The sequence below is a fragment of the Paraburkholderia fungorum genome (assembly GCF_003610895.1).
Taxonomy (GTDB): domain Bacteria; phylum Pseudomonadota; class Gammaproteobacteria; order Burkholderiales; family Burkholderiaceae; genus Paraburkholderia; species Paraburkholderia fungorum_B.
Window position 1 is genome coordinate 62,176 of the sequence record NZ_MCAS01000016.1, and the last position, 21,984, is coordinate 84,159.

Genomic DNA, 21,984 nt, shown 5'->3' on the forward strand with positions numbered 1-21,984 from the left:
GCGTGACTCAGATCGCCTGCGCCCGGCCCGGAAACGTTTCGTCGTAGCCTGAGCCGTCATCCACCTGAGCCGCCGTGCCGCGTTGCTCGCGGTACATCATTGGCGGCAGGCCGAACTGTTTGCGGAATTCGCGGCCCAGATGCGATGCATCGGAAAAACCGCAACTCGAGGCGATGTCCGCTACGGTTTTGTCGGAACTCGTCAGCAGCCACGCGGCGGTGCGCAGACGTACCTGCTTCGCGTAGGCCTGCGGCGCCTTACCCGTTTCCGCCTTGAAGAGCCGTTCGAGCTGACGCGGCGAGAGGTCCAGCTTGCGCGCCAGTTCATCGAGCGACAGCGAGCGGCCCACGTGCTGTTCCATCAGCAGAATCGCGCGTTTCACCTTGGGATGCGCGGCGGGCGCAAGGCCTGGTGGATGCGGCTGCGGTGCGTTGCCTTTCTGCATGTCGTCGACCAGCAGGATGCGCAGCGCTTTTTGCACCGTGGCCGTTTCAAAGTGGCGCAGCAGAATCGCGGCGGCCACGTCGATCGACGCCCGCCCGCCTGAACACGTAATGCGCCGCCGGTCGATCACGAACAGCCGGTCCGCCACCAGCGATTCCTCATTGACCGCCGGAAAACGTTCGATGAAATCCCAGTAGTGAAACCAGCTTACGCAGATGCGGTGGCCGTCCAGCACGCCCGCGCGCATCAGCGAAAACACGCCGGTGCACATGCCGACCAGCGTTGCATCGGTGGCGGCGGCGCGGCGGATGAAGGCCAGCGTCGCGTCGTTCGCGGCCGGCCCGGAGTGCAGCAGGCCGCCCACCACGACGACGTAATCGAACGGTTCGGCGTTGTCGAACGTTTCCCATGGCGTGATCTGAATCCCGCAACTCGCGCGCACCGGGGCGAGGGTTTCCCCTATCACGCTCCACGAACAGCGCACGGGCTTGCTGAAGTCGCCTTCGTCCGCGGACAGGCGCAACAGGTCGACGAACCCGGAGAACGCCGTCAGCGTGAAGTTCGGCAGCAGGATGATGCCAAAGCGGATGCGTTGCCTCGCAGGGCCATCGATCGATTGGAGGGGACGCGGTTCAGCGGAATTCATGCATGCAGCCAGCAAGGGGAAAGAGTTGATCAAGCATAGCACCGGGGATAGCGGCCGCTCCACGACCGATTCACGACCTGTTCGCGTCTCATGCGGCGCGGTCCTCAGCATCGCCAGCCGCGCGCTTTGCGCCTGTCGCAAATGCGTCAGAAGTCATCGCAAATCCGCCGCTGCGCTTGGCTGGCGGTCCGCTTGACGCCACTATCCCACTGTCATGCCGTTTTTATTCTATCGGTCCAATTTGACGTGCGGTGCAATAGGGGCTAATTCAGGCCAAACCCGGCCACCCAGCTCACCCTGGTATCGCAACGTATAAGGCACGCCATGAACGTCAGCGTCTTCGATCTGTTCAAGATCGGCATCGGTCCCTCCAGCTCGCACACCGTCGGGCCGATGATCGCTGCGTGCCGCTTCGCCTCGCATATCGAGGACGCAAATCTGCTGGGCTTCGTGCATCGCGTCAAGGTCGAACTGTTCGGCTCGCTCGGCGCGACCGGCAAGGGACACGGCACGGACAAAGCGGTACTGCTGGGGCTCGAAGGCAATCTGCCCGATCTGATCGATCCGGACGTGATCGAGCCGCGCCTGCAGGCGATTCGCGAAACGAAGCAACTGATGCTGCTCGGCACGCACCCGGTCAAATTCGACGAGCGCGAACAGCTCAGCTTCTTTCGCAAGCTGATGCCGGGCGCGCCGGGCTCGAGCATTGTGCATCCGAACGGCATGCGTTTTCAGGCTTTCGACGAAAACGGCCAACTGCTGGTGGAGAAAGAGTATTACTCGATCGGCGGCGGCTTCGTGATCAACCGCGAAGGCGAGCGTGTCAACGGTCTGCGCGCCGGCGCGGAAGTGCCGTATCCGTTTCGCACCGGCGACGATCTGATGCGTGTGTGCCGTGAAACGGGTTTGTCGATCGCGGAGGTGACCCTGCGCAACGAATGCGCGTCGCGACCCGAACAGGATGTGCGCGAAGGGCTGCTGACGATCTGGCGCGTCATGTCCGCCTGCGTGGAACGTGGCTGCAAGGTGCGTGGCGAGCTGCCCGGCCCGATGCACGTCAAGCGCCGCGCCGCCGACCTGTGCGCGCAACTGCGTTCGCGCTCGGAAGAGTCGCTGCGCGATCCGCTGTCGATGCTCGACTGGGTCAATCTCTACGCGATGGCCGTCAACGAAGAAAACGCGGCGGGCGGGCGCGTCGTCACTGCGCCGACCAACGGCGCGGCCGGCGTGATTCCCGCGGTGCTGCATTACTACGTGAAGTTCATGCATGCGTCGAACGACGAGGGCATCGTCACCTTCCTGCTGACGGCCGCGGCGATCGGCATCATCTACAAGGAAACCGCGTCGATCTCGGGTGCGGAGGTGGGCTGCCAGGGCGAAGTGGGTGTGGCCTGTTCGATGGCCGCGGCCGCGCTCGCCGCCGTGATGGGCGGCACGCCGACGCAAGTGGAAAACGCCGCGGAAATCGGCATGGAACACAACCTCGGGATGACCTGCGACCCGGTTGGCGGGCTCGTGCAGATTCCCTGCATCGAACGCAATGCGATGGGCGCGATCAAGGCGCTGAACGCCGCGCGTATGGCGATGAAGGGCGATGGCCAGCACTACGTGTCGCTCGACAACGTGATCAAGACCATGCGCGAAACCGGCGCGGATATGAAGACCAAATACAAGGAGACCTCGCGTGGCGGACTCGCCGTGAACGTCATCGAGTGTTGAGCTGAACCCGTCAGGAAGCAAAGAGTAACAACAGGATCAAAAGGACCCAAAGGACCAACAATGAGCCGCTATTCGATATTCAGCCTGTTGCGCAACGGGATGTCGTATCACGAGAACTGGGAGCGTCAGTGGAAGAGCCCGGAGCCCAGGCGCGAATACGACGTCGTGATCGTAGGCGGCGGCGGGCATGGTCTCGCTACGGCCTATTACCTCGCCAAGGAGCACGGCGTACGCAATATCGCCGTGCTGGAGAAAGGCTGGATCGGCGGCGGCAATACCGCGCGCAATACCACGATCGTGCGCTCGAATTATCTGTGGGACGAGTCGGCCGCGCTCTACGAAAAGGCGATGAAGCTGTGGGAAGGGCTTTCGCAGGATCTGAACTACAACGTGATGTTCAGCCAGCGCGGTGTAATGAACCTCGCGCACACTTTGCAGGACGTGCGCGATACCGAGCGCCGCGTGAATGCAAACCGGCTGAACGGGGTGGACGCCGAATTCCTCACGCCGGCGCAGATCAAGGAAATCGAGCCGACCATCAATCTGAACAGCCGCTATCCGGTGCTCGGCGCGTCGATTCAGCGTCGCGGCGGCGTGGCTCGACATGACGCGGTTGCGTGGGGTTTTGCACGCGGGGCGGATCAGGCGGGTGTCGATATCGTGCAGAACTGTCAGGTCACCGGGATTCGCCGCGACGGCAGCCAGGTGGTCGGCGTGGATACCACCAAGGGTTTCATCAAGGCAAAGAAGGTCGCGGTGGTCGCGGCGGGCAATACGTCCACGCTCGCCGATATGGCCGGTATCCGCTTGCCTCTGGAGAGTCATCCGCTGCAGGCGCTGGTGTCGGAGCCGATCAAGCCGGTCGTCAATACGGTCGTGATGTCGAACGCGGTGCATGCCTACATCAGCCAGTCCGACAAGGGCGATCTGGTGATCGGCGCGGGCGTCGATCAATACACGGGCTTCGGCCAGCGCGGCAGTTTCCAGATTATCGAAGGCACGCTCGAAGCGATCGTCGAAATGTTCCCGGTGTTCTCGCGCGTGCGGATGAATCGCCAGTGGGGCGGCATCGTCGACGTGTCGCCGGATGCCTGCCCGATCATCAGCAAGACCGACGTCAAGGGGCTTTACTTCAACTGCGGCTGGGGGACGGGTGGCTTCAAGGCGACGCCCGGATCGGGCTGGGCCTATGCGCATACGATCGCGAGAGACGAGCCGCATGCGCTGAACGCGCCGTTCTCGCTGGATCGTTTTTATACCGGCCATCTGATCGACGAACACGGCGCTGCCGCTGTTGCCCACTAACGCTGACGCGGAGGAAAACCCTATGCTGCTGATCGAATGCCCATGGTGCGGGCCACGCGCCGAAACCGAATTTTCCTGCGGCGGCGAAGCGGACATTGCCCGTCCGCTCGATACCGAAAAACTCACCGACAAGGAATGGGGCGACTACCTGTTCATGCGCAAGAATCCGCGCGGCGTGCATCGCGAGCAATGGATGCACACGCAAGGATGCCGTCGCTGGTTCAAGGCGCAGCGCGACACGGTGAGCTACGAGATTCAGGGCTACGAAACGTTCGAGCGGCCACTGCTCACGATGGACGGCAATGAGGCAAACGCACAAGGCAAGGCAAACGAGGGTAAGGCACCATGAGCCAGAAAGACCGACTCCCCAGCGGCGGGCGTATCAACCGCGCGATCGTACTGAACTTCACGTTCAACGGGCGCAAATATCAGGGCTATCAGGGCGATACGCTCGCGTCCGCGCTGCTCGCGAACGGTGAACACTTTGTGGCGCGCAGCTGGAAGTATCACCGGCCGCGCGGCATCGTGACGGCGGGTGTGGAAGAGCCGAATGCGATCGTGCAGCTCGAAACCGGCGCGTACACGGTGCCGAACGCGCGTGCAACCGAAGTGGAGCTGTATCAGGGACTCGTTGCGACCAGCGTGAACGCGAAGCCGAGCATCGAGAAAGACCGCATGGCGATCAACCAGAAGTTCGCGCGCTTCATTCCAGCGGGCTTCTACTACAAGACCTTCATGTGGCCGCGCAAGTTCTGGCCGAAGTATGAAGAAGTGATCCGCGACGCGGCCGGTCTCGGCAAGGCGCCGGAGCAAACGGATGCGGATCGCTATGACAAGTGCTTTGCGCACTGCGACGTGCTGGTGGTCGGCGGTGGACCGACGGGGCTGGCGGCCGCGCATGCGGCGGCATTGTCCGGCGCGCGCGTGACGCTGATCGACGATCAACCGGAACTCGGCGGCTCGCTGCTGTCGTGCCGCGCGGAAATCGACGGCAAACCGGCGCTGCACTGGGTCCACAAGATCGAGGACGAACTGCGGCAGATGCCCGACGTGAAGATCCTCTGCCGCAGCACGGCGTTCGGTTATCAGGACCATAACCTCATTACCGTCACGCAGCGGCTCACGGAACATCTGCCGGTGTCGCAGAGAACTGGTACGCGCGAGCTGATGTGGAAGATCCGTGCGAAACGCGTGATTCTCGCCACCGGTGCGCATGAGCGGCCGATCGTCTTCGGTAACAACGATCTGCCGGGCGTGATGCTGGCCTCGGCGGTGTCGACGTATCTGCATCGCTACGCGGTATTGCCGGGCCGCAATGCCGTCGTGTTCACGAACAACGACGACGGTTATCAATGCGCGCTCGATCTGAAAGCGGCCGGTGCCCAGGTGACGGTGGTCGATCCGCGCGCGAGCGAATCGAAGGGCTCGCTGCCCGCGCTCGCCCGGCGCTACGGCGTCAAGGTGATGAACGGCGTGGTAGTGACGGCGGCGCACGGCAAGCTGCGGGTCGCCTCGGTCGATCTGGCATCGTATGCGAACGACCAGGTCGGGGCGAAGCAGGGCGAGCTGCCCTGCGATCTGCTCGCCATGTCCGGTGGCTGGAGCCCGGTGCTGCATCTGTTCGCCCAGTCGGGCGGCAAGGCGCACTGGCATGACGGCAAGGCCTGCTTCGTGCCGGGCAAGGCCATGCAGGCGGAGACGAGCGTGGGCGCGTGTGCCGGCGACTTCACGCTGGGGCAGGGCATCCGCTTTGCGGTCGACGCCGGCGTCGAAGCCGCGCGTGCGGCTGGCCATATCGTGGCTCGGCCGAATGCGGTGCAGGTGGCCGAGATTGCCGAGGCGAAGATGCAACCGCTGTGGCTCGTGGGCGGCCGCGAACTTGCGACGCGCGGGCCCAAGCAGTTTGTCGACTTTCAGAACGATGTGTCGGCGGCGGATATTTTTCTTGCGGCGCGCGAAGGCTTCGAATCGGTCGAACACGTGAAGCGCTATACGGCGATGGGCTTCGGCACCGATCAGGGCAAGCTCGGCAACATCAACGGCATGGCGATTCTCGCGCAGGCACTGGGCAAAACGATTCCTGAAACCGGCACGACGACGTTCCGTCCGAACTACACACCGGTCACGTTCGGCACGTTCGCCGGCCGCGAGCTGGGCGAGTTTCTCGACCCGGTGCGCAAGACAGCGGTGCACGAATGGCACGTGGAAAACGGCGCGGCGTTCGAGGACGTCGGCAACTGGAAGCGTCCCTGGTACTTCGCAAAACCGGGCGAGGACATGCATGCCGCGGTGGCGCGCGAATCGCTGGCGGTGCGCACGAGCGTCGGTATTCTCGACGCTTCGACGCTCGGCAAGATCGACATTCAGGGCCCCGACTCCGCGAAGCTTCTGAACTGGGTCTACACGAATCCGTGGAGCAAGCTGGAAGTCGGCAAGTGCCGCTACGGCCTGATGCTCGACGAAAACGGCATGATCTTCGACGACGGCGTGACGGTACGGCTCGCCGACCAGCATTACATGATGACGACCACCACGGGCGGGGCGGCACGCGTGCTCACGTGGCTCGAACGCTGGCTGCAAACCGAGTGGCCGGACATGCGCGTGCGGCTCGCTTCCGTGACGGATCACTGGGCAACTTTTGCCGTGGTCGGTCCGAACAGCCGCAAGGTCTTGCAGAAGGTGTGCCACGACATCGACTTTGCGAACGCGGCGTTTCCGTTCATGAGCTATCGCGAAGGCACGGTGGCGGGCGCGGCGTCGCGCGTGATGCGGATCAGTTTCTCGGGCGAGCTGGCGTATGAAGTGAACGTGCCCGCGAATGTGGGCCGCGCGGTGTGGGAAGCGCTGATGGCCGCCGGTGCGGAGTTCGACATCACGCCGTATGGCACGGAAACCATGCACGTGCTGCGCGCGGAGAAGGGCTACATCATCGTCGGCCAGGATACGGACGGTTCGATGACGCCATACGATCTGGGCATGGGCGGCCTCGTCGCGAAGTCGAAAGACTTTCTCGGCAAGCGTTCATTGACGCGAACGGACACCGCGAAAGCCGGGCGCAAGCAACTGGTCGGGCTGCTCCCGGACGATCCCACGTTCGTGATTCCGGAAGGCTCGCAGATCGTCGCCGGTCCGTTCCAGGGCGATACCGCAGCGATGCTCGGCCACGTCACGTCGAGTTATTACAGCCCGATCCTGAAGCGCTCGATTGCCATGGCGGTGGTGAAGGGCGGCCTCGACAAGATCGGCGAAACGGTCACGATTCCGCTTGCGAGCGGCAAGCAGATTGCAGCCAGGATCACCAGTTCGGTGTTCTACGACAGCGAAGGAGCACGGCAACATGTGGAATGAAACAAGAGGGACGGTGTCGGCGGTCAATCGCGCTGTCGGCAATCAGACGGGTGTATGGCAGGAGTCGCCGCTGGTCGGGACGGATGCGCTGCTGAAGAAGCATCAGGCCACGGCGTCCGCGGCGTTCCGCTTGAGCGAGCGGCCGTTTCTGGAACTGGTGAATGTGCGTGGCGACACGCGCGATGCGGCGTTCGTGAGCGCGGTGGAAAGCGTGATCGGCTGCCGGCCGCCTGAGAAGGCGAACACCATCGCGGGTGGCAATGGCTACGACATGCTGTGGCTCGGTCCTGACGAGTGGCTCGCGCGCTCGGCGACGGCGCACGATGCAACCCGCACCGCACCGTTGCAGGGGAAGCTCGGCGCGGCCTTCGCGGGTGTGTTCGCGTCGGCGGTGGATATCGGCAGCGGCTATACGGTGCTCGAGATCAGCGGCACGCGTACGCGTGATGTGCTGGCGCGCGGCTGCCCGCTCGATCTGCACCCCAAACTGTTTGGTGAGGGGCAGTGCGCGCAGAGCCATTACTTCAAGGCATCGATGACGCTATTGCCCACCGGCGCGGACAGTTTCGATATCGTGGTGCGCCGCAGCTTCGCGGACTATTTCGTCAAGATGATGCTCGACGCGGCCGAGCCGCTCATGTCGTGACGCGCGGCGAGCGGTGTCTTGCCGAGACACCGCTCGCGGCTCTCCCGGCCACCGACTGACATGACGTCGACACGTCTAGCCACCGCGCGTCTCACCGAGCGTGCGTGCCAACAGGGCGACGCCCATGCCGCGCTTGCACTGCTCGATCAGAGCATTGTGTTGCGGCACCGGCGCATCGCCTTGATCCGTTATCTCCTCGCCCAGCAACTGGGTGCACCGCTGCAGTCGCGGCATCACGAATACGTCCAGAAAATCGCCGCGCGTTTGAGTGCGGATGCGCTCGCGCGCATTGCCGGCGCCGCGCGTGCGCGGCTTCGAGCGTAACGATGCATTCGTGCCCACGTTTGCGTGCCTGAGCGCAGGCATTGATGGAGCGGCGCCCCCGTTCCATCCCGATGACGTATTTCTTCTATGTGGCCGAATTATGTCGGCGTCTACTGAAATGCACTGATCGGAACGTCCACGCGGCAGCCACCGCACCTGCCGCCGCGCCTGCCACACTAACGAGGGGATCCCATGTCTACCGCTTTTCAGCCTCGCGCGAGCGCAGCCGCCAGACTCGAGCGACTGCCGTTCTCCGGATATCACCGGACCATCTTCATCATCATCGCGATCGCCTTCTTTTTCGACTCGGTCGATCTCGGCACCATGACTTTCGTGCTCGGTTCCATCAAGAGTGAATTTCATCTGTCGAGCGCGGCGGCGGGCCTGGTCGCGAGTGCGAGTTTTTTCGGCATGGTGATCGGCGCGGCTGCCGCCGGCTTGCTGGCCGATCGCTTCGGACGCCGGCCTGTGTTTCAGTGGAGCATGGTGTTGTGGGGACTCGCGTCGTATCTGTGCTCGACTGCCCAGAGCGTCGAAGCGCTGATTTTCTACCGCGTGCTGCTGGGCTTCGGCATGGGCATGGAGTTTCCCATTGCGCAGACACTGTTGTCGGAATTCGTGCCGGCAGCATCGCGCGGACGGTTGATCGCGCTGATGGATGGTTTCTGGCCGCTCGGTTTCATCACGGCAGGCGTGGTGTCGTATTTCGTATTGCCGACGTTTGGTTGGCGCACGGAGTTCGCCTTGCTGGCGATTCCCGCCGTGTTCGTCCTGATCGTGCGCCGCGTCGTGCCGGAATCGCCGCGCTGGCTGGAACATCGCGGACGCCTTGCCGAAGCGGACAAGATCCTTGCCGAGGTCGAGGTGAAGGTCATGAAAGCGGCCGGTCTGAGCCAGTTGCGCGCGCCGGTGATGTTGCAGGAGCCGCCGGCGGCGAAGGGCACGAGCGCGTTTCGCGAGATCTGGAGCATGGCCTACCGGCGCCGCACGATCATGGTGTGGACGCTGTGGTTCTTCGCCTTGCTTGGATTTTATGGACTGACGTCGTGGCTCGGCGCGTTGATGCAGCAAGCGGGCTTTGCGGTGACGAAGTCGGTGCTGTATACGGTGCTGATTTCGCTTGGCGGGATTCCTGGCTTCATCTGCGCAGCGTGGCTGGTCGAACGCTGGGGACGCAAGCCGACCTGCATCGCATCGCTGGCCGGCAGCGCGGTAATGGCCTATGTGTACGGGCAAACAGCGTTGCACGCGCAAACGCCGACGTTGCTGATCTGCGCAGGTCTTGCGATGCAGTTCTTCATGTTTGCGATGTGGGCCGTGCTTTACACGTATACGCCTGAACTTTACGGCACGGGCGCGAGGGCTACAGGATCGGGTTTTGCCTCGGCGATTGGCCGCGTGGGATCCTTGATCGGCCCTTACGTGGTCGGCGTCGTGTTGCCGGTGTTCGGCCAGGGCGGCGTGTTCTCCCTCGGCGCGATGTGTTTTGTGATCGCGGCGGCGGCGGTGTGGATCATGGGGATCGAGACGCGTGGGCTGGCGCTGGAGACCCTGGTGTCCGAAGCCGTCGAGACGGACACGCAGGGGGTGTTGAGCCCTGCGCGTGAATGAGTGCTCTGGCGCGTAGCGTAGTTTGCAGCGGCGTGTATTAAACCGCCGCTGCTTCGCGTTTCCTCGACGCCACGCCGCGAGCCACGAAGTAAGGCGTTTCTACTCGCGCCAGTGCATCCCGCCCGCGAATCCGGTCGGCAATCTTCTCCGCCAGCATGATGGTCGGCGCGTTCAGATTGCCGGTGGTGATCTGCGGCATGATCGATGCGTCCACGACGCGCAGCGCCTCCATGCCGTGCACGCGCCCCTCGCTGTCCACCACGGCCATATCGTCATAACCCATCTTGCACGAACACGACGGATGAAACGCCGTCTCCGCCCGCATCCGCACGAAGGCGTCGAGTTGCGCGTCGCTGGTCAACTCCGCGCCCGGATTCAGCTCGCGGCCACGATAACGATCGAGTGCCGGCTGCCGCATGATCTCGCGCGTAATGCGGATGCCGTCGCGGAATTCACGCCAGTCGAGCGGATCGGCCATGTAATTGAACAGGATGCTCGGATGCGCTGCTGGATCGCGTGACGTGAGCTTCACGCGGCCACGGCTTGGCGAACGCATCGAGCCGACATGCGCCTGAAAACCGTGCATCTTGATTGCGTTCGAACCGTTATAGTTGATCGCGACGGGCAGGAAGTGATACTGGATGTTCGGCCACAGATCGTCGTCGCGGGTACGGATGAAGCCGCCCGCTTCGAACTGGTTGCTCGCGCCGATGCCCGTGCCCTTAAGCATCCATTCAAGCCCGATGGCAGGCTGATTCCACCATTGCAGCGCGGGGTACAGCGAAACCGGCTCCTTGCATTCGTACTGGATGTACATTTCCAGGTGGTCCTGCAGATTTTCGCCGACACCAGGCAGATCGTGCACGAGCGGCACGTCGAGTTCGCGCAGCCAGGTCGAGCGGCCCACGCCTGAGCGTTGCAGCAATTGCGGCGAGGCGATCGCGCCGCTGCACACCAGCACTTCGCGGCGCACATGGGCAGTCACCGCCTGACCATCGTGCAGATACGCGACGCCAATCGCGCGCTTGCCTGAGAACAGCACGCGGTCGGTCATGGCATGCGTCACGATGGTCAGATTCGGCCGTGTTTTCGCGCGGTCCAGATAGCCGCGCGCGGTGCTGGCGCGCCGGCCGTTCGGCGTGACCGTTCGGTCCATTGGGCCGAAGCCTTCCTGTTGATAGCCGTTCAGATCGTCGGTAGGCGGGAAACCTGCCTGCACGCCGGCCTCGACCATCGCGGCGAATAAGGGGTTGTTGCCGGGTTTGCTCGTCGTCACATGGACCGGGCCGTCGCCGCCGTGATAGGCGTTCGCGCCGACATCGCGAGTTTCGGCTTTGCGGAAGTACGGCAGGCAATCCAGATAGGTCCAGTTTTCCAGGCCGGGGCGCTCGGCCCAGTTGTCGTAATCGAGCGCATTGCCGCGGATGTAGCACATGCCGTTGATCAACGACGAACCGCCCAGCCCCTTGCCGCGCCCGCACTCCATGCGCCGGTTGTTCATATGCGGCTCGGGATCGGTTTCGTATGCCCAGTTGTAGCGCCGCCCTTGCAAGGGATAGGCGAGAGCCGCGGGCATCTGTGTGCGGAAATCGAAACGGTAGTCGGGGCCGCCTGCTTCGAGGAGCAGTACGGTCACGCCGGCGTCTTCGGTCAGACGCGAGGCGAGCACGTTGCCCGCCGAACCCGCGCCGACGATGATGTAGTCGTATTCGTTCGAAGCCATCGTCATCTCCCCTTAGAACACCGCCTGATACGGGCCGAGTTCGACCTGCACGGATTTGATCCGGGTGTAGTGTTCGAGCGTGGTGATGCCGTTCTCACGGCCCACGCCCGATTGCTTGTAGCCGCCCACCGGCATTTCCGCCGGCGACTCGCCCCACGTATTGATCCAGCAGATACCCGCTTCGAGACGGTGAATCACGCGATGCGCGCGCGCCAGGTTCTCGGTGACGACGCCCGCGGCAAGACCGTAAGCCGTGTTGTTCGCACGCGAGATCGCCTCGTCTTCGTCGTCGAAAACGAGAATGCTCATCACAGGGCCGAAGATTTCTTCGCGCACGATCCGCATCTCGTCATGACAGCCGGTGAAAACCGTCGGCTCGACGTACTGGCCGTTGCCGAAATGGCCGTGTGTCAGCCGCTTGCCGCCGGCAATCAGCCGCGCGCCTTCCTGCACGCCGTTTTCGATGTAGCCGAGCACTTTCTGCAATTGCGCGGCGCTGACGAGCGGGCCGAAGTTGGTGTCGGCCTCAGTGGGCGCACCCACCCGAATCCGCTTCACGCGCTCCAGCACGAGTGCTTCGAACCGTTCCAGCACGCTGCGCTGCACGAACACACGTGTGCCGTTTGTACACACCTGGCCGGAACTGAAGAAGTTGGCGCTCATGGCGATGTCGGCGGCGCGTTCGAGGTTGGCGTCGTCGAAGACGAGCAGGGGGGATTTGCCGCCCAGTTCCATCGTCACTTCTTTCAGCGACGATGCGCCTGCCAGCGACATCACCTTCTTGCCCGTTTCAACGCCGCCGGTGAAGGAAATTTTTTCGATGTCGGGATGCGCGGCGAGCATCGCACCGACGCGTCCGTCGCCTTGTACGACGTTGAACACGCCGGCCGGCACACCGGCCTCGGTATAAATCTCAGCGAGTTTCAACGCGGACAGGGGTGTGATTTCGCTCGGTTTGAAGATCATCGCATTGCCGGCCGCCAACGCGGGGGCCGATTTCCAGCACGCGATCTGGATCGGGTAATTCCACGCGCCGATGCCGGCGCACACACCTAGCGGTTCACGCCGCGTATAGACGAACGACGACGGCCGCAACGGAATCTGCTGACCTTCGATGGCGGTAGCGAGGCCCGCGTAGTACTCGATCACATCCGCGCCGGTAACGATATCGACCGCCCGGGTCTCGGCAATCGCCTTGCCGGTGTCGCGTGTTTCGAGCGCGGCGAGTTCGTCGTTGCGCTCACGCAGAATCTCGACCGCACGGCGCAGGATGCGCGAACGCTGCATTGCCGTGAGCGCGGCCCATTCGCGTTGACCGTCACGCGCGGACTGCACGGCGCGATCCACGTCGGCAGCCGAAGCCTGTTGCACGGTTGCGAGCGTTTCGCCGGTGGCGGGGGCGAGCGTGTCGAAAGTCTCGCCACTGGTCGCGTCGACGTAGGCGCCGCCTATATAGAGACGTTGCGTTGCGAATACCGCCATGACTTGCTCCTTTTCTGAAAATGTCGCTGCCCGGGACGCGTGCTAGCTGCGTGCTTCCAGCAGTTGATCGATGTAATCGTTTGCCACGCGCAGTGCGGCCTTCGTATCGAAGGGCTCGCCGGACAACGCGCCGCGTAGCCACAGGCCGTCGATCAGTGCCGCGAGGCCGCTTGCGGCACGGCGTGCCGCGGGACGTGGCAGTGCTTTCGAAAAATCCGCGCACAGGTTCGAGTTCAGGCGCCGCGTGTTGACGTATTGAAGCCGCCGCAATTGCGGCTTGTGCATGCTTTCGGACCAGAACGCGAGCCACGTTTTCATGACCGGCGCGCTGGTTTGCTCGGCGTCGAAATTCGCCGCGACGACCGCGCGCAGTTTCGAACGGGGGTCCGCCTTCGCCGCGCGGCGCCGTCTCGACGTGGCTTGCCAGAGATCGCGCAGCACATGGCGCATGGTGGCTTCGAGCAAGCCGTCCTTGTCGCCGAAATAGTGGCTGACGATGCCGGTGGAAATGCTTGCGCGCTGCGCGACCGAAGCGAGCGTTGCACCAGCCAGACCGGTCTGGTCGATGGTCAGCAGGGTGGCGTCGATCAGCTGCGCACGGCGGATTTCGCGCATTCCAAGTTTGGGCATGGTGCTAGCGGTGGCGGGCGCAGGCCGGCCATCCAAGTGTTCGATGCGGCATGGTAGTTTTTTTATATTGAACGGTCAATCAATAAAAAACGGGTTGCATCCGTATGCACGCGGGTTGCGCCGGGCGTGTCGGTTCCAGCCAAACCTATGTCGCGTTCGGTACATGTCCTTTGTTTCAGCGGGCGCTACGCTCGATGAACGGCGTGCCACTTCGAGTCGGGCACGCCGCTCACAGAACATGGAGACAGGCAAATGAGCAGCAATCGCGGCGTCGTTTATCTAGGGCAGGGTAAGGTGGAAGTGCAGTCGATCGACTTTCCGAAGATGGTCGATCCGCGTGGCCGGTCGATCGGCCATGGCGTGATCCTGAAGGTGGTCAGCACGAATATTTGCGGCTCCGATCAGCACATGGTGCGCGGCCGCACGACCGCCGAGGTCGGCCTCGTGCTTGGCCATGAGATTACCGGCGAGGTGATCGAGGTGGGGCGCGATGTCGAAACGCTGAAGATCGGCGATCTGGTGTCGGTGCCGTTCAACGTGGCGTGTGGACGCTGTCCGACCTGCAAGGCGCAGCATACCGGCGTGTGCCTGAACGTGAATCCGTCGCGGGCGGGTGGCGCTTATGGCTACGTCGACATGGGCGGCTGGATCGGCGGCCAGGCCGAATACGTGCTGGTGCCGTACGCGGACTTCAATCTGCTGAAATTCCCCGACCACGCTCAGGCGATGTCGAAAATCCGCGACCTGACATGCCTGTCCGACATTCTGCCGACCGGTTATCACGGCGCGGTGATGGCGGGCGTGAAGCCAGGAGCCACGGTGTACATTGCAGGCGCGGGGCCGGTGGGGATGGCGGCGGCCGCTTCCGCACGCTTGCTGGGCGCGGCCTGCACGATCGTCGGCGACATGAACGAAGCGCGTCTCGCGCATGCGCGCAAGATGGGTTTTCAGACCATCGACCTCTCGAAGGACGCTACGCTCGGCGAGCAGATCGAACAGATTCTCGGCAAGCCCGAAGTGGATTGCGCGGTGGATTGCGTCGGCTTCGAGGCGCACGGTCATGGCAGCAGCGGTTCGCATGAAGAAGCGCCGGCCACGGTGCTCAATTCGCTGATGGAAATCACCCGGGCCGCGGGCGCGATCGGCATTCCAGGTCTTTACGTGACGGACGATCCAGGTGCTACCGACGCCGCCGCCCGCAAAGGCAGCTTGAGCATTCGCTTCGGTCTCGGCTGGGCCAAGTCGCACTCGTTCCACACGGGACAAACGCCGGTGATGAAGTACAACCACAATCTGATGCAAGCAATCCTGTGGGACCGCCTGCCGATCGCGGATATCGTGAACGTGACGGTCGTCTCGCTCGACCAGGCCCCGGACGGCTACCGGCAGTTCGATGGTGGCGCGCCGAAGAAGTTTGTCATCGACCCGCATGGCCTGTTGAAGGCCGCCTGACATAGCAAGGCAGTCAGGGCCGCGCCTGCTGCGCTGAACCAGGCAGCAGGCGGGCGGCTTGCAGCATGCAGAATATCTCCCTAAAGGCGCTCATTCTGCTTGCCGTGACGGTGTTCACGGTGAGCAGGATGTTCTCCCAGTACGTCACGCGACAGTTCGCCGTGGCGGCGACGCCAGGCCAAGCCGTTCTACGCAGCGCGACGCGCTTCGTATCGATGGTCGAACGCTAGGGAGACAAGACGGCTAGGCCGGCAGCGCCAGTCCTGCGGGTGCGCCGGTGGCGACAGCGTGCCCGAGCGGTGCAACCTGTTTGCGCCGCTCGCGTGTCGGCGCGGTGCCGAACGCGTCGCGATAGCTCTTCGAGAAGTGGCAAGCCGACTGGAAGCCGCAAGCCATCGTGATATGCATGATCGACATGTCGGTCTGCAACAGCAATTCACGGGCGCGCCGCAGGCGCAGCGTCAGATAGTAATGCGTGGGCGTCATGCCCAGATGCTCGCGGAACAGGCGCTGCAATTGCCGTTGCGACATGCCGGCAAGCCGTGCGAGCTCTTCGCGCGAAAGCGGCTCTTCGATGTTGTTCTCCATCAGCGAGATCACTTCGAAGAGCGACTTGTTGGCCGATCCGAGCCGCGCCACGAGCGGCATTTTCTGTTGCGCGCTGGTGTCGCGCACATGTTCGACGATGAACTGCTCGGCGATCTGCGTGACCCGCGCCGTGCCGACGCGTGGCGCGATCAGGTTGAGCATCATGTCGAGCGGCGCGACGCCGCCCGTGCACGTCACACGATCCCGATCGATCACGAACAGTTCTTTCAGAAAACGCGTGTCGGGAAACTCTTCCTTGAGCGCCGACATGTTCTCCCAGTGAATCGCACACGCATAGCCCGCCAGCAAACCGGCACGCGCCAGCGCATAGGTACCGGTGCACAGGCTGCCGAGCACGCTGCCCGTGCGGGCGAAGCGGCGCAGTGCGATGAGATGGTCGGCGGTGGTGGCGCGCTGCACATCGATACCGCCGACCACGAACACGATATCCGGCTGACCGACGCATTCAACGGGCCCGGTATCGACCGCGAGGCCGTTGCTCGCCGTCACCGGGCCGCCTGTGGGGCTCACGATCGACCAGCGGTAAAGCGTTTGTCCTGTCAGGTAGTTCGCCATGCGGAGAACTTCGATCGCGTTGGTGAACGCGATCATCGTGAAGTTCGGAACCGGCATGAATGCGAAATGCGACAGCGACGCCGTGCGATCGGTGGACATGGGGGAAATGATTCCTTCGAATCTGTAATGTAGCGCCGCCGTGGGGGGCGGCGACTGCTGCAATTCTGAGTACTAGGGCAACTAGCGTGCCATCAGGCTAAACCCTCGGTTGCCCTTCTGTAACGTTGAATCGCGAGGCAAACAGCACCAGAACGGCGCGACCGGCGCCGGCACGCGCACCCGAAGCGCGCACAACGATCAGCTGCAGTGCAGCATTGGCGCGAATCGCTAACGATCGTTCGAAACCTGTCGTCGCGACTTGTCGAAAAAGGACGCGGATGGCGGAAAAGGCAAAGAACGCGTCTGAATTCGTAAATTGGCGCGCGAGGCGAAAGTCAAGAATAGACGCAATGCAGACCGGTAGCAGCAGGGCGTTCCAGCCTGGCTGGCAGACGCTTCCGGTCCTTCGCCAACCACCCCACGGACCTTCCATGTCGAACCCGAATCCTTTCTTCGAAGAATCGCTCGCCACGCGTGACGCGGCGGTGCGCGGCGCCATTCTGAAAGAGCTCGAGCGCCAGCAGTCGCAAGTCGAACTGATCGCGTCGGAAAACATCGTATCGCGCGCAGTACTCGAAGCGCAGGGCTCGGTGCTGACCAACAAGTACGCGGAAGGGTATCCAGGCAAGCGCTATTACGGCGGCTGCGAATACGCCGACGTGATCGAAACGCTGGCGCTGGACCGCATCAAGCAGCTGTTCAACGCGAAATTCGCCAACGTGCAGCCGCATTCCGGCGCTCAGGCCAATGGCGCGGTGATGCTCGCGCTGGTGAAGCCAGGCGACACGGTGCTCGGCATGTCGCTCGACGCAGGCGGCCACCTGACTCACGGCGCCAAACCGGCGATGTCGGGCAAGTGGTTCAACGCGGTCCAATATGGCGTGAATCGCGACACGATGCTGATCGACTACGAACAGATCGAGGAACTCGCGCAGCAGCACAAACCGGCGCTGCTGATCGCCGGCTTCTCGGCTTATCCGCGTGCGCTGGATTTCGCACGGCTGCGCGCGATCGCCGATGGCGTCGGGGCGAAGCTGATGGTGGATATGGCGCACATCGCGGGGATTATCGCGGCCGGCCGTCATCAGAATCCGGTCGAGCACGCGCATGTCGTCACCTCGACCACGCACAAGACGCTGCGCGGTCCGCGCGGCGGCTTTGTCCTGACGAATGACGAAGACATCGCGAAGAAGATCAACTCGGCGGTGTTCCCGGGCCTGCAGGGCGGCCCGCTGATGCATGTCATCGCCGGCAAGGCGGTCGCGTTCGGCGAGGCGCTGCAACCGGGCTTCAAGACCTACATCGACAACGTGCTGGCCAATGCGAAGGCGCTCGGCGAGGTGCTGAAAGCGGGCGGCGTCGACCTCGTGACGGGCGGCACCGACAACCACCTGCTGCTGGTCGATCTTCGCCCCAAAGGACTCAAGGGCAATCAGGTCGAGCAGGCGCTGGAGCGCGCGGGCATCACCTGCAACAAGAACGGCATTCCTTTCGACAGCGAGAAGCCGACTGTCACGTCCGGGGTTCGCCTCGGCACGCCGGCGGCCACGACGCGCGGCTTCGGCGTGAGCGAGTTCCGCGAAGTCGGGCGCCTGATTGTCGACGTGTTCGATGCGCTGCGCGAGCACCCGGAAGGCCATGCCGCAACCGAACAACGCGTGCGCCGCGAGATTTTTGCGCTGTGCGAACGCTTTCCCATCTACTAAGCACGCCTGGAGCAAACGATGAGCACTCTGCACGACAACAGCATCATCATCGACGGTCTGAACATTTCGAAATTCGAGCGCTCGGTGTTCGAGGACATGCGCCGTGGCGGCGTGACCGCGGTGAACTGCACGGTGTCGGTCTGGGAAAGCTTCCAGAAGACGGTCGACAACATCGCCGAGATGAAGCAGCAGATCCGCGAATACGGCGAGATCCTGACGCTCGTGCGCACCACCGCCGACATCCTGCGTGCGAAGAAAGAGAACAAGACGGGCATTATCTTCGGCTTCCAGAACGCCCATGCGTTCGAAGACAACCTCGGCTATATCGAGGCTTTCAAGGACCTCGGCGTGAACGTGGTCCAGCTTTGCTACAACACGCAGAACCTGGTCGGCACGGGATGCTATGAACGTGACGGCGGCCTGTCCGGTTATGGCCGCGAAGTGATTCAGGAGATGAACCGCGTCGGCATCATGGTCGATCTCTCGCATGTGGGCGGCAAGACGTCGTCCGAAGCGATCGCGGCGTCGAACAAACCGGTGTGCTACTCGCACTGCTGCCCGTCGGGGTTGAAAGAGCATCCGCGCAACAAGAGCGACGAACAATTGAAAGAGATCGCCGACGCGGGCGGCTTCGTCGGCGTGACGATGTTCGCGCCGTTCCTCAAGCGCGGCCCGGACGCGACCGTCGACGACTATATCGAGGCAATCGAGTACGTGGTGAATCTGATCGGCGAAGACCAGGTCGGTATCGGCACGGACTTCACGCAAGGCTACAGCACTGAGTTCTTCGACTGGATCACGCATGACAAGGGCCGTTATCGCCAGTTGACGAACTTCGGCAAGGTGGTGAATCCGGAAGGCATTCGCACGATCGGCGAGTTTCCGAACCTGACGGCCGCGATGGAGCGCGCCGGCTGGAGCGAGACGCGCATCAGGAAGATCATGGGTGAAAACTGGGTGCGGGTGTTCGGCGAGGTGTGGACAGTCTGATCCGCCATTCATCGAACCTGAACCCATAAAAACGGAGCCCCACATGCAACCCCAACTGCCTATCGACGTCGATCCGGACACCGGTGTCTGGACGACCGACGCGCTGCCGATGCTGTACGTGCCGCGTCACTTCTTCACGAACAATCACACCGCGGTCGAAGAAGCGCTTGGCCGCGAAGCGTATGCCGAGATTCTCTACAAGGCCGGCTACAAGTCCGCGTATTTCTGGTGCGACAAGGAAGCGAAACAGCATGGCATTGCCGGCATGGCGGTGTTCGAGCATTACCTGAACCGCCTGTCGCAACGCGGCTGGGGTCTTTTCTCGATCACGGAAGCCGACCCATCCAGTTCGCGTGCCCGCATCGAATTGCATCACTCGTCGTTCGTGCTCGCGCAACCGGGCAAGGAGGGCAAGCTTTGCTACATGTTCGCGGGCTGGTTCGCCGGCGCGATGGATTGGGTCAACGATACCGCGCCTGACGGACAGCGCAAAGGTCCGCCGTCCCATTCGAAGGAAGCGCGCTGCGCGGCCGAGGGCCACGACCACTGCGTGTTCGAAGTGTCGCCGCTCGCGTCGTAACCACGACGCACCCCAGCCGCACACAGCCTATTTATTCCGAGGTCGATCGCAATGCGTTACCCGAACCTTTTCAAACCTCTCACGCTGAACCAGTTGACCTTGCGTAACCGCATCGTCAGCACCGCGCACGCGGAGGTGTATGCGGAGCCGGGCGGTCTGCCTGGCGACCGTTATATCCGTTACTACGAAGAGAAGGCCAAGGGCGGCGTCGGCCTCGCCGTGTGCGGCGGCTCGAGCCCGGTGTCGATCGATAGCCCGCAAGGCTGGTGGAAGTCGGTGAATCTCTCGACCGACAAGATCATCGATCCGCTCGCGCGGCTCGCCGAGGCGATGCACCGGCACGGCGCGAAGATCATGATTCAGGCCACCCACATGGGCCGGCGCTCGGCATTTCACGGCGAGCATTGGCCGCATCTGATGTCGCCTTCGGGCGTGCGTGAGCCGGTGCACCGCGGCAATGCGAAGATCATCGAAGTGGAAGAGATTCGCCGCATCATCTCGGACTTTGCCGCCGCCGCGAAGCGCGTGAAAGATGCCGGCATGGACGGCATCGAGATATCGGCGGCCCACCAGCATCTGATCGATCAGTTCTGGAGTCCACGCACCAATTTCCGCACCGACGAATGGGGCGGCTCGCTCGAAAACCGTCTGCGTTTCGGTACGGAAGTGTTGAAGGCCGTGCGCGAAGCGGTCGGTGCGGATTTCTGCGTCGGGCTGCGCATGTGTGGCGACGAGTTCCATGAAGACGGGCTCGATCACGAACAGCTGAAGGAGATCGCTCAGGCGATGAGCGAGACCGGCCTGATCGATTACCTCGGCGTGATCGGTTCCGGCGCGGATACGCACAACACACTGGCGAACTGCATGCCGCCGATGGCGCTGCCGCCCGAACCCTTCGTGCATCTTGCGGCCGGCATCAAGTCGGTGGTGAAGCTGCCGGTGATGCATGCGCAAAGCATTCGCGACGCGGGCCAGGCGGAACGGCTGCTCGCGAGCGGCATGGTCGATCTGGTCGGCATGACGCGTGCGCAGATTGCCGACCCGCATATGGTCATCAAGATCCGCGACGGCCGCGAAGACGAGATCAAGCAATGTGTCGGCGCGAACTATTGCATCGACCGCCAGTACAACGGGCTGGACGTGCTGTGCGTGCAGAACGCCGCGACTTCACGCGAAGAAACCATGCCGCACGTGATCGCGAAGACACGTGGGCCGAAGCGCAAGGTGGTCGTGGTCGGCGCGGGGCCTGCCGGACTGGAAGCGGCGCGCGTGGCGAAGTCGCGCGGTCACGACGTGGTGCTGTTCGAGAAGAACGAATACGTGGGCGGTCAGATCATGCTGGCCGCGAAAGCGCCGCAGCGTGAGCAGATGGCGGGCATCGTGCGCTGGTTCGATATGGAAACGAAGCGCCTCGGCGTGGATCGCCGTCTCGGCGTCGCGGCCGACGAAAAGGCCATCATGGCCGAGAAGCCGGACATTGTCGTGCTGGCCACGGGCGGTTCGTCGTTCACGTCGCAAGTCGCGGCGTGGGGTGTCGAGGAAGGACTCGCGGTCAGCTCGTGGGATGTCCTGTCGGGCAAGGTCGAGCCGGGCAAGAACGTGCTGGTGTACGACGGCGTCAGCACGCACGCCGGTGCGGGTGTCGCGGATTTCATGTCGAGCCGCGGCTCGAACGTCGAGATCGTGACGCCTGACGTGAAAGTTGCCGACGACGTCGGCGGCACGACGTTCCCGATTTTCTATCGCCGGCTCTACGCGCAAGGCGTGATTCATACGCCGAACTACTGGCTCGACAAAGTGTACGAGGAAGACGGCAAGAAGATCGCCGTGATCCGCAACGAGTACACGGAAGAACAGGAAGAGCGCGTGGTCGACCAGGTGGTGATCGAGAACGGCAGCACACCGAACGACCAGCTCTACTGGACACTCAAGCCCGAATCGGTGAATCGCGGCCAGGTGGACGTGCACAAGCTCTTCGCCTCCGAGCCGCAACCGTCGCTCAGCGAAGAATTGGGTAACGGCCGCTTCCTGCTGTTCCGCGTCGGCGATTGCATTTCCATGCACAACATTCACGGCGCGATTTACGACGCGCTGCGCCTTTGCAAGGATTTCTGA

The 21,984-nt window shown here is 63.0% G+C and carries 19 protein-coding genes; 13 read left to right on the forward strand and 6 right to left on the reverse strand.

What is annotated here, in order from left to right:
* Positions 1-7: 7 nt before the first annotated feature.
* Entirely contained in the window at positions 8-1,090 is a 1,083-nt protein-coding gene (locus BCY88_RS17350; RefSeq protein WP_120345449.1) for a GlxA family transcriptional regulator, read from the reverse strand.
* Positions 1,091-1,414: 324 nt separating this feature from the next.
* On the opposite strand from BCY88_RS17350, the gene BCY88_RS17355 reads away from it, so the two are divergent.
* The 7 genes from BCY88_RS17355 to BCY88_RS17385 all read left to right on the forward strand — a co-directional run bounded on the left by BCY88_RS17355 (position 1,415) and on the right by BCY88_RS17385 (position 10,043).
* A complete protein-coding gene (locus BCY88_RS17355; RefSeq protein ID WP_120345450.1) occupies positions 1,415-2,809 on the forward strand; it encodes an L-serine ammonia-lyase in 1,395 nt (464 codons plus the stop codon).
* A 60-nt stretch (positions 2,810-2,869) separates the two neighbouring features.
* Positions 2,870-4,114: a sarcosine oxidase subunit beta family protein gene (locus tag BCY88_RS17360; protein WP_120345451.1), complete on the forward strand. Its 1,245-nt coding sequence runs from the start codon at positions 2,870-2,872 to the stop codon at positions 4,112-4,114.
* A 22-nt stretch (positions 4,115-4,136) separates the two neighbouring features.
* Positions 4,137-4,463 (forward strand): sarcosine oxidase subunit delta, encoded by a 327-nt coding sequence (locus BCY88_RS17365; protein WP_120345452.1) that lies wholly within the window; start codon positions 4,137-4,139, stop codon positions 4,461-4,463.
* Positions 4,460-7,462 carry a sarcosine oxidase subunit alpha family protein gene (locus BCY88_RS17370; protein ID WP_120345453.1) on the forward strand — a complete coding sequence of 1,001 codons (3,003 nt, stop codon included), beginning with the start codon at positions 4,460-4,462 and terminating at the stop codon, positions 7,460-7,462. The genes BCY88_RS17365 and BCY88_RS17370 overlap by 4 nt, the downstream gene beginning before the upstream one ends.
* The gene (locus tag BCY88_RS17375) at positions 7,452-8,108 is read left to right on the forward strand and encodes a sarcosine oxidase subunit gamma (RefSeq protein ID WP_120345454.1); all 657 of its coding nucleotides are present in this window, start codon (positions 7,452-7,454) and stop codon (positions 8,106-8,108) included. Before BCY88_RS17370 ends, BCY88_RS17375 begins: the two co-directional genes overlap by 11 nt.
* A gap of 60 nt (positions 8,109-8,168) precedes the next feature.
* The gene (locus BCY88_RS17380; protein WP_120345455.1) at positions 8,169-8,432 is read left to right on the forward strand and encodes an SET domain-containing protein; all 264 of its coding nucleotides are present in this window, start codon (positions 8,169-8,171) and stop codon (positions 8,430-8,432) included.
* A gap of 192 nt (positions 8,433-8,624) precedes the next feature.
* The gene (locus tag BCY88_RS17385) at positions 8,625-10,043 is read left to right on the forward strand and encodes an MFS transporter (RefSeq protein ID WP_120345456.1); all 1,419 of its coding nucleotides are present in this window, start codon (positions 8,625-8,627) and stop codon (positions 10,041-10,043) included.
* 37 nt (positions 10,044-10,080) lie between these two features.
* Here BCY88_RS17385 and betA read toward each other — a convergent pair whose 3' ends face one another.
* From betA to betI, 3 genes are read right to left on the reverse strand one after another with little or no spacing between them, the layout of a single operon-like run.
* On the reverse strand, positions 10,081-11,766 hold the full coding sequence (gene betA, locus BCY88_RS17390) for a choline dehydrogenase (RefSeq protein ID WP_120345515.1): 1,686 nt from the start codon (positions 11,764-11,766) through the stop codon (positions 10,081-10,083).
* A 12-nt stretch (positions 11,767-11,778) separates the two neighbouring features.
* The gene (gene betB, locus BCY88_RS17395) at positions 11,779-13,248 is read right to left on the reverse strand and encodes a betaine-aldehyde dehydrogenase (RefSeq protein ID WP_120345457.1); all 1,470 of its coding nucleotides are present in this window, start codon (positions 13,246-13,248) and stop codon (positions 11,779-11,781) included.
* Between the two features lie 42 nt (positions 13,249-13,290).
* On the reverse strand, positions 13,291-13,878 hold the full coding sequence (betI, locus tag BCY88_RS17400) for a transcriptional regulator BetI (protein WP_120345458.1): 588 nt from the start codon (positions 13,876-13,878) through the stop codon (positions 13,291-13,293).
* Positions 13,879-14,130: 252 nt separating this feature from the next.
* On the opposite strand from betI, the gene fdhA reads away from it, so the two are divergent.
* Both fdhA and BCY88_RS39860 read left to right on the forward strand, forming a co-directional pair.
* Complete coding sequence (gene fdhA / locus BCY88_RS17405) at positions 14,131-15,330, forward strand: formaldehyde dehydrogenase, glutathione-independent (RefSeq protein ID WP_074287573.1); 1,200 nt, start codon at positions 14,131-14,133, stop codon at positions 15,328-15,330.
* A gap of 65 nt (positions 15,331-15,395) precedes the next feature.
* A complete protein-coding gene (locus BCY88_RS39860) occupies positions 15,396-15,560 on the forward strand; it encodes a hypothetical protein (protein WP_183081389.1) in 165 nt (54 codons plus the stop codon).
* Between the two features lie 13 nt (positions 15,561-15,573).
* Here BCY88_RS39860 and BCY88_RS17410 read toward each other — a convergent pair whose 3' ends face one another.
* Together BCY88_RS17410 and BCY88_RS40100 are read right to left on the reverse strand one after the other, a co-directional pair.
* Positions 15,574-16,593, reverse strand: a complete 1,020-nt coding sequence (locus tag BCY88_RS17410) for a GlxA family transcriptional regulator (protein ID WP_120345459.1) — start codon at positions 16,591-16,593, stop codon at positions 15,574-15,576.
* Between the two features lie 97 nt (positions 16,594-16,690).
* Positions 16,691-17,026 carry a hypothetical protein gene (locus tag BCY88_RS40100; protein ID WP_120345460.1) on the reverse strand — a complete coding sequence of 112 codons (336 nt, stop codon included), beginning with the start codon at positions 17,024-17,026 and terminating at the stop codon, positions 16,691-16,693.
* Here BCY88_RS40100 and BCY88_RS17420 point away from each other — a divergent pair.
* Genes BCY88_RS17420 through BCY88_RS17435 form a run of 4 tightly spaced genes read left to right on the forward strand, consistent with a single transcriptional unit; the run spans position 17,025 to position 21,984 of the window.
* Positions 17,025-18,299 carry a serine hydroxymethyltransferase gene (locus tag BCY88_RS17420; protein WP_120345461.1) on the forward strand — a complete coding sequence of 425 codons (1,275 nt, stop codon included), beginning with the start codon at positions 17,025-17,027 and terminating at the stop codon, positions 18,297-18,299. The genes BCY88_RS40100 and BCY88_RS17420 overlap by 2 nt on opposite strands.
* 18 nt (positions 18,300-18,317) lie before the next feature.
* A complete protein-coding gene (locus BCY88_RS17425) occupies positions 18,318-19,289 on the forward strand; it encodes a dipeptidase (protein WP_120345462.1) in 972 nt (323 codons plus the stop codon).
* A 43-nt stretch (positions 19,290-19,332) separates the two neighbouring features.
* On the forward strand, positions 19,333-19,869 hold the full coding sequence (locus BCY88_RS17430; protein ID WP_120345463.1) for a DUF5943 domain-containing protein: 537 nt from the start codon (positions 19,333-19,335) through the stop codon (positions 19,867-19,869).
* Between the two features lie 51 nt (positions 19,870-19,920).
* The gene (locus BCY88_RS17435) at positions 19,921-21,984 is read left to right on the forward strand and encodes an NADH:flavin oxidoreductase (protein WP_120345464.1); all 2,064 of its coding nucleotides are present in this window, start codon (positions 19,921-19,923) and stop codon (positions 21,982-21,984) included.

Coding starts and splice junctions, on each gene's coding strand:
- BCY88_RS17350 (WP_120345449.1), bottom strand. CDS start 1,090: ATGAATTCCGCTGAACCGCGTCCCCTCCAATCGATCGATGGCCCTGCG.
- BCY88_RS17355 (WP_120345450.1), top strand. CDS start 1,415: ATGAACGTCAGCGTCTTCGATCTGTTCAAGATCGGCATCGGTCCCTCC.
- BCY88_RS17360 (WP_120345451.1), top strand. CDS start 2,870: ATGAGCCGCTATTCGATATTCAGCCTGTTGCGCAACGGGATGTCGTAT.
- BCY88_RS17365 (WP_120345452.1), top strand. CDS start 4,137: ATGCTGCTGATCGAATGCCCATGGTGCGGGCCACGCGCCGAAACCGAA.
- BCY88_RS17370 (WP_120345453.1), top strand. CDS start 4,460: ATGAGCCAGAAAGACCGACTCCCCAGCGGCGGGCGTATCAACCGCGCG.
- BCY88_RS17375 (WP_120345454.1), top strand. CDS start 7,452: ATGTGGAATGAAACAAGAGGGACGGTGTCGGCGGTCAATCGCGCTGTC.
- BCY88_RS17380 (WP_120345455.1), top strand. CDS start 8,169: ATGACGTCGACACGTCTAGCCACCGCGCGTCTCACCGAGCGTGCGTGC.
- BCY88_RS17385 (WP_120345456.1), top strand. CDS start 8,625: ATGTCTACCGCTTTTCAGCCTCGCGCGAGCGCAGCCGCCAGACTCGAG.
- betA (WP_120345515.1), bottom strand. CDS start 11,766: ATGGCTTCGAACGAATACGACTACATCATCGTCGGCGCGGGTTCGGCG.
- betB (WP_120345457.1), bottom strand. CDS start 13,248: ATGGCGGTATTCGCAACGCAACGTCTCTATATAGGCGGCGCCTACGTC.
- betI (WP_120345458.1), bottom strand. CDS start 13,878: ATGCCCAAACTTGGAATGCGCGAAATCCGCCGTGCGCAGCTGATCGAC.
- fdhA (WP_074287573.1), top strand. CDS start 14,131: ATGAGCAGCAATCGCGGCGTCGTTTATCTAGGGCAGGGTAAGGTGGAA.
- BCY88_RS39860 (WP_183081389.1), top strand. CDS start 15,396: ATGCAGAATATCTCCCTAAAGGCGCTCATTCTGCTTGCCGTGACGGTG.
- BCY88_RS17410 (WP_120345459.1), bottom strand. CDS start 16,593: ATGTCCACCGATCGCACGGCGTCGCTGTCGCATTTCGCATTCATGCCG.
- BCY88_RS17420 (WP_120345461.1), top strand. CDS start 17,025: ATGTCGAACCCGAATCCTTTCTTCGAAGAATCGCTCGCCACGCGTGAC.
- BCY88_RS40100 (WP_120345460.1), bottom strand. CDS start 17,026: ATGGAAGGTCCGTGGGGTGGTTGGCGAAGGACCGGAAGCGTCTGCCAG.
- BCY88_RS17425 (WP_120345462.1), top strand. CDS start 18,318: ATGAGCACTCTGCACGACAACAGCATCATCATCGACGGTCTGAACATT.
- BCY88_RS17430 (WP_120345463.1), top strand. CDS start 19,333: ATGCAACCCCAACTGCCTATCGACGTCGATCCGGACACCGGTGTCTGG.
- BCY88_RS17435 (WP_120345464.1), top strand. CDS start 19,921: ATGCGTTACCCGAACCTTTTCAAACCTCTCACGCTGAACCAGTTGACC.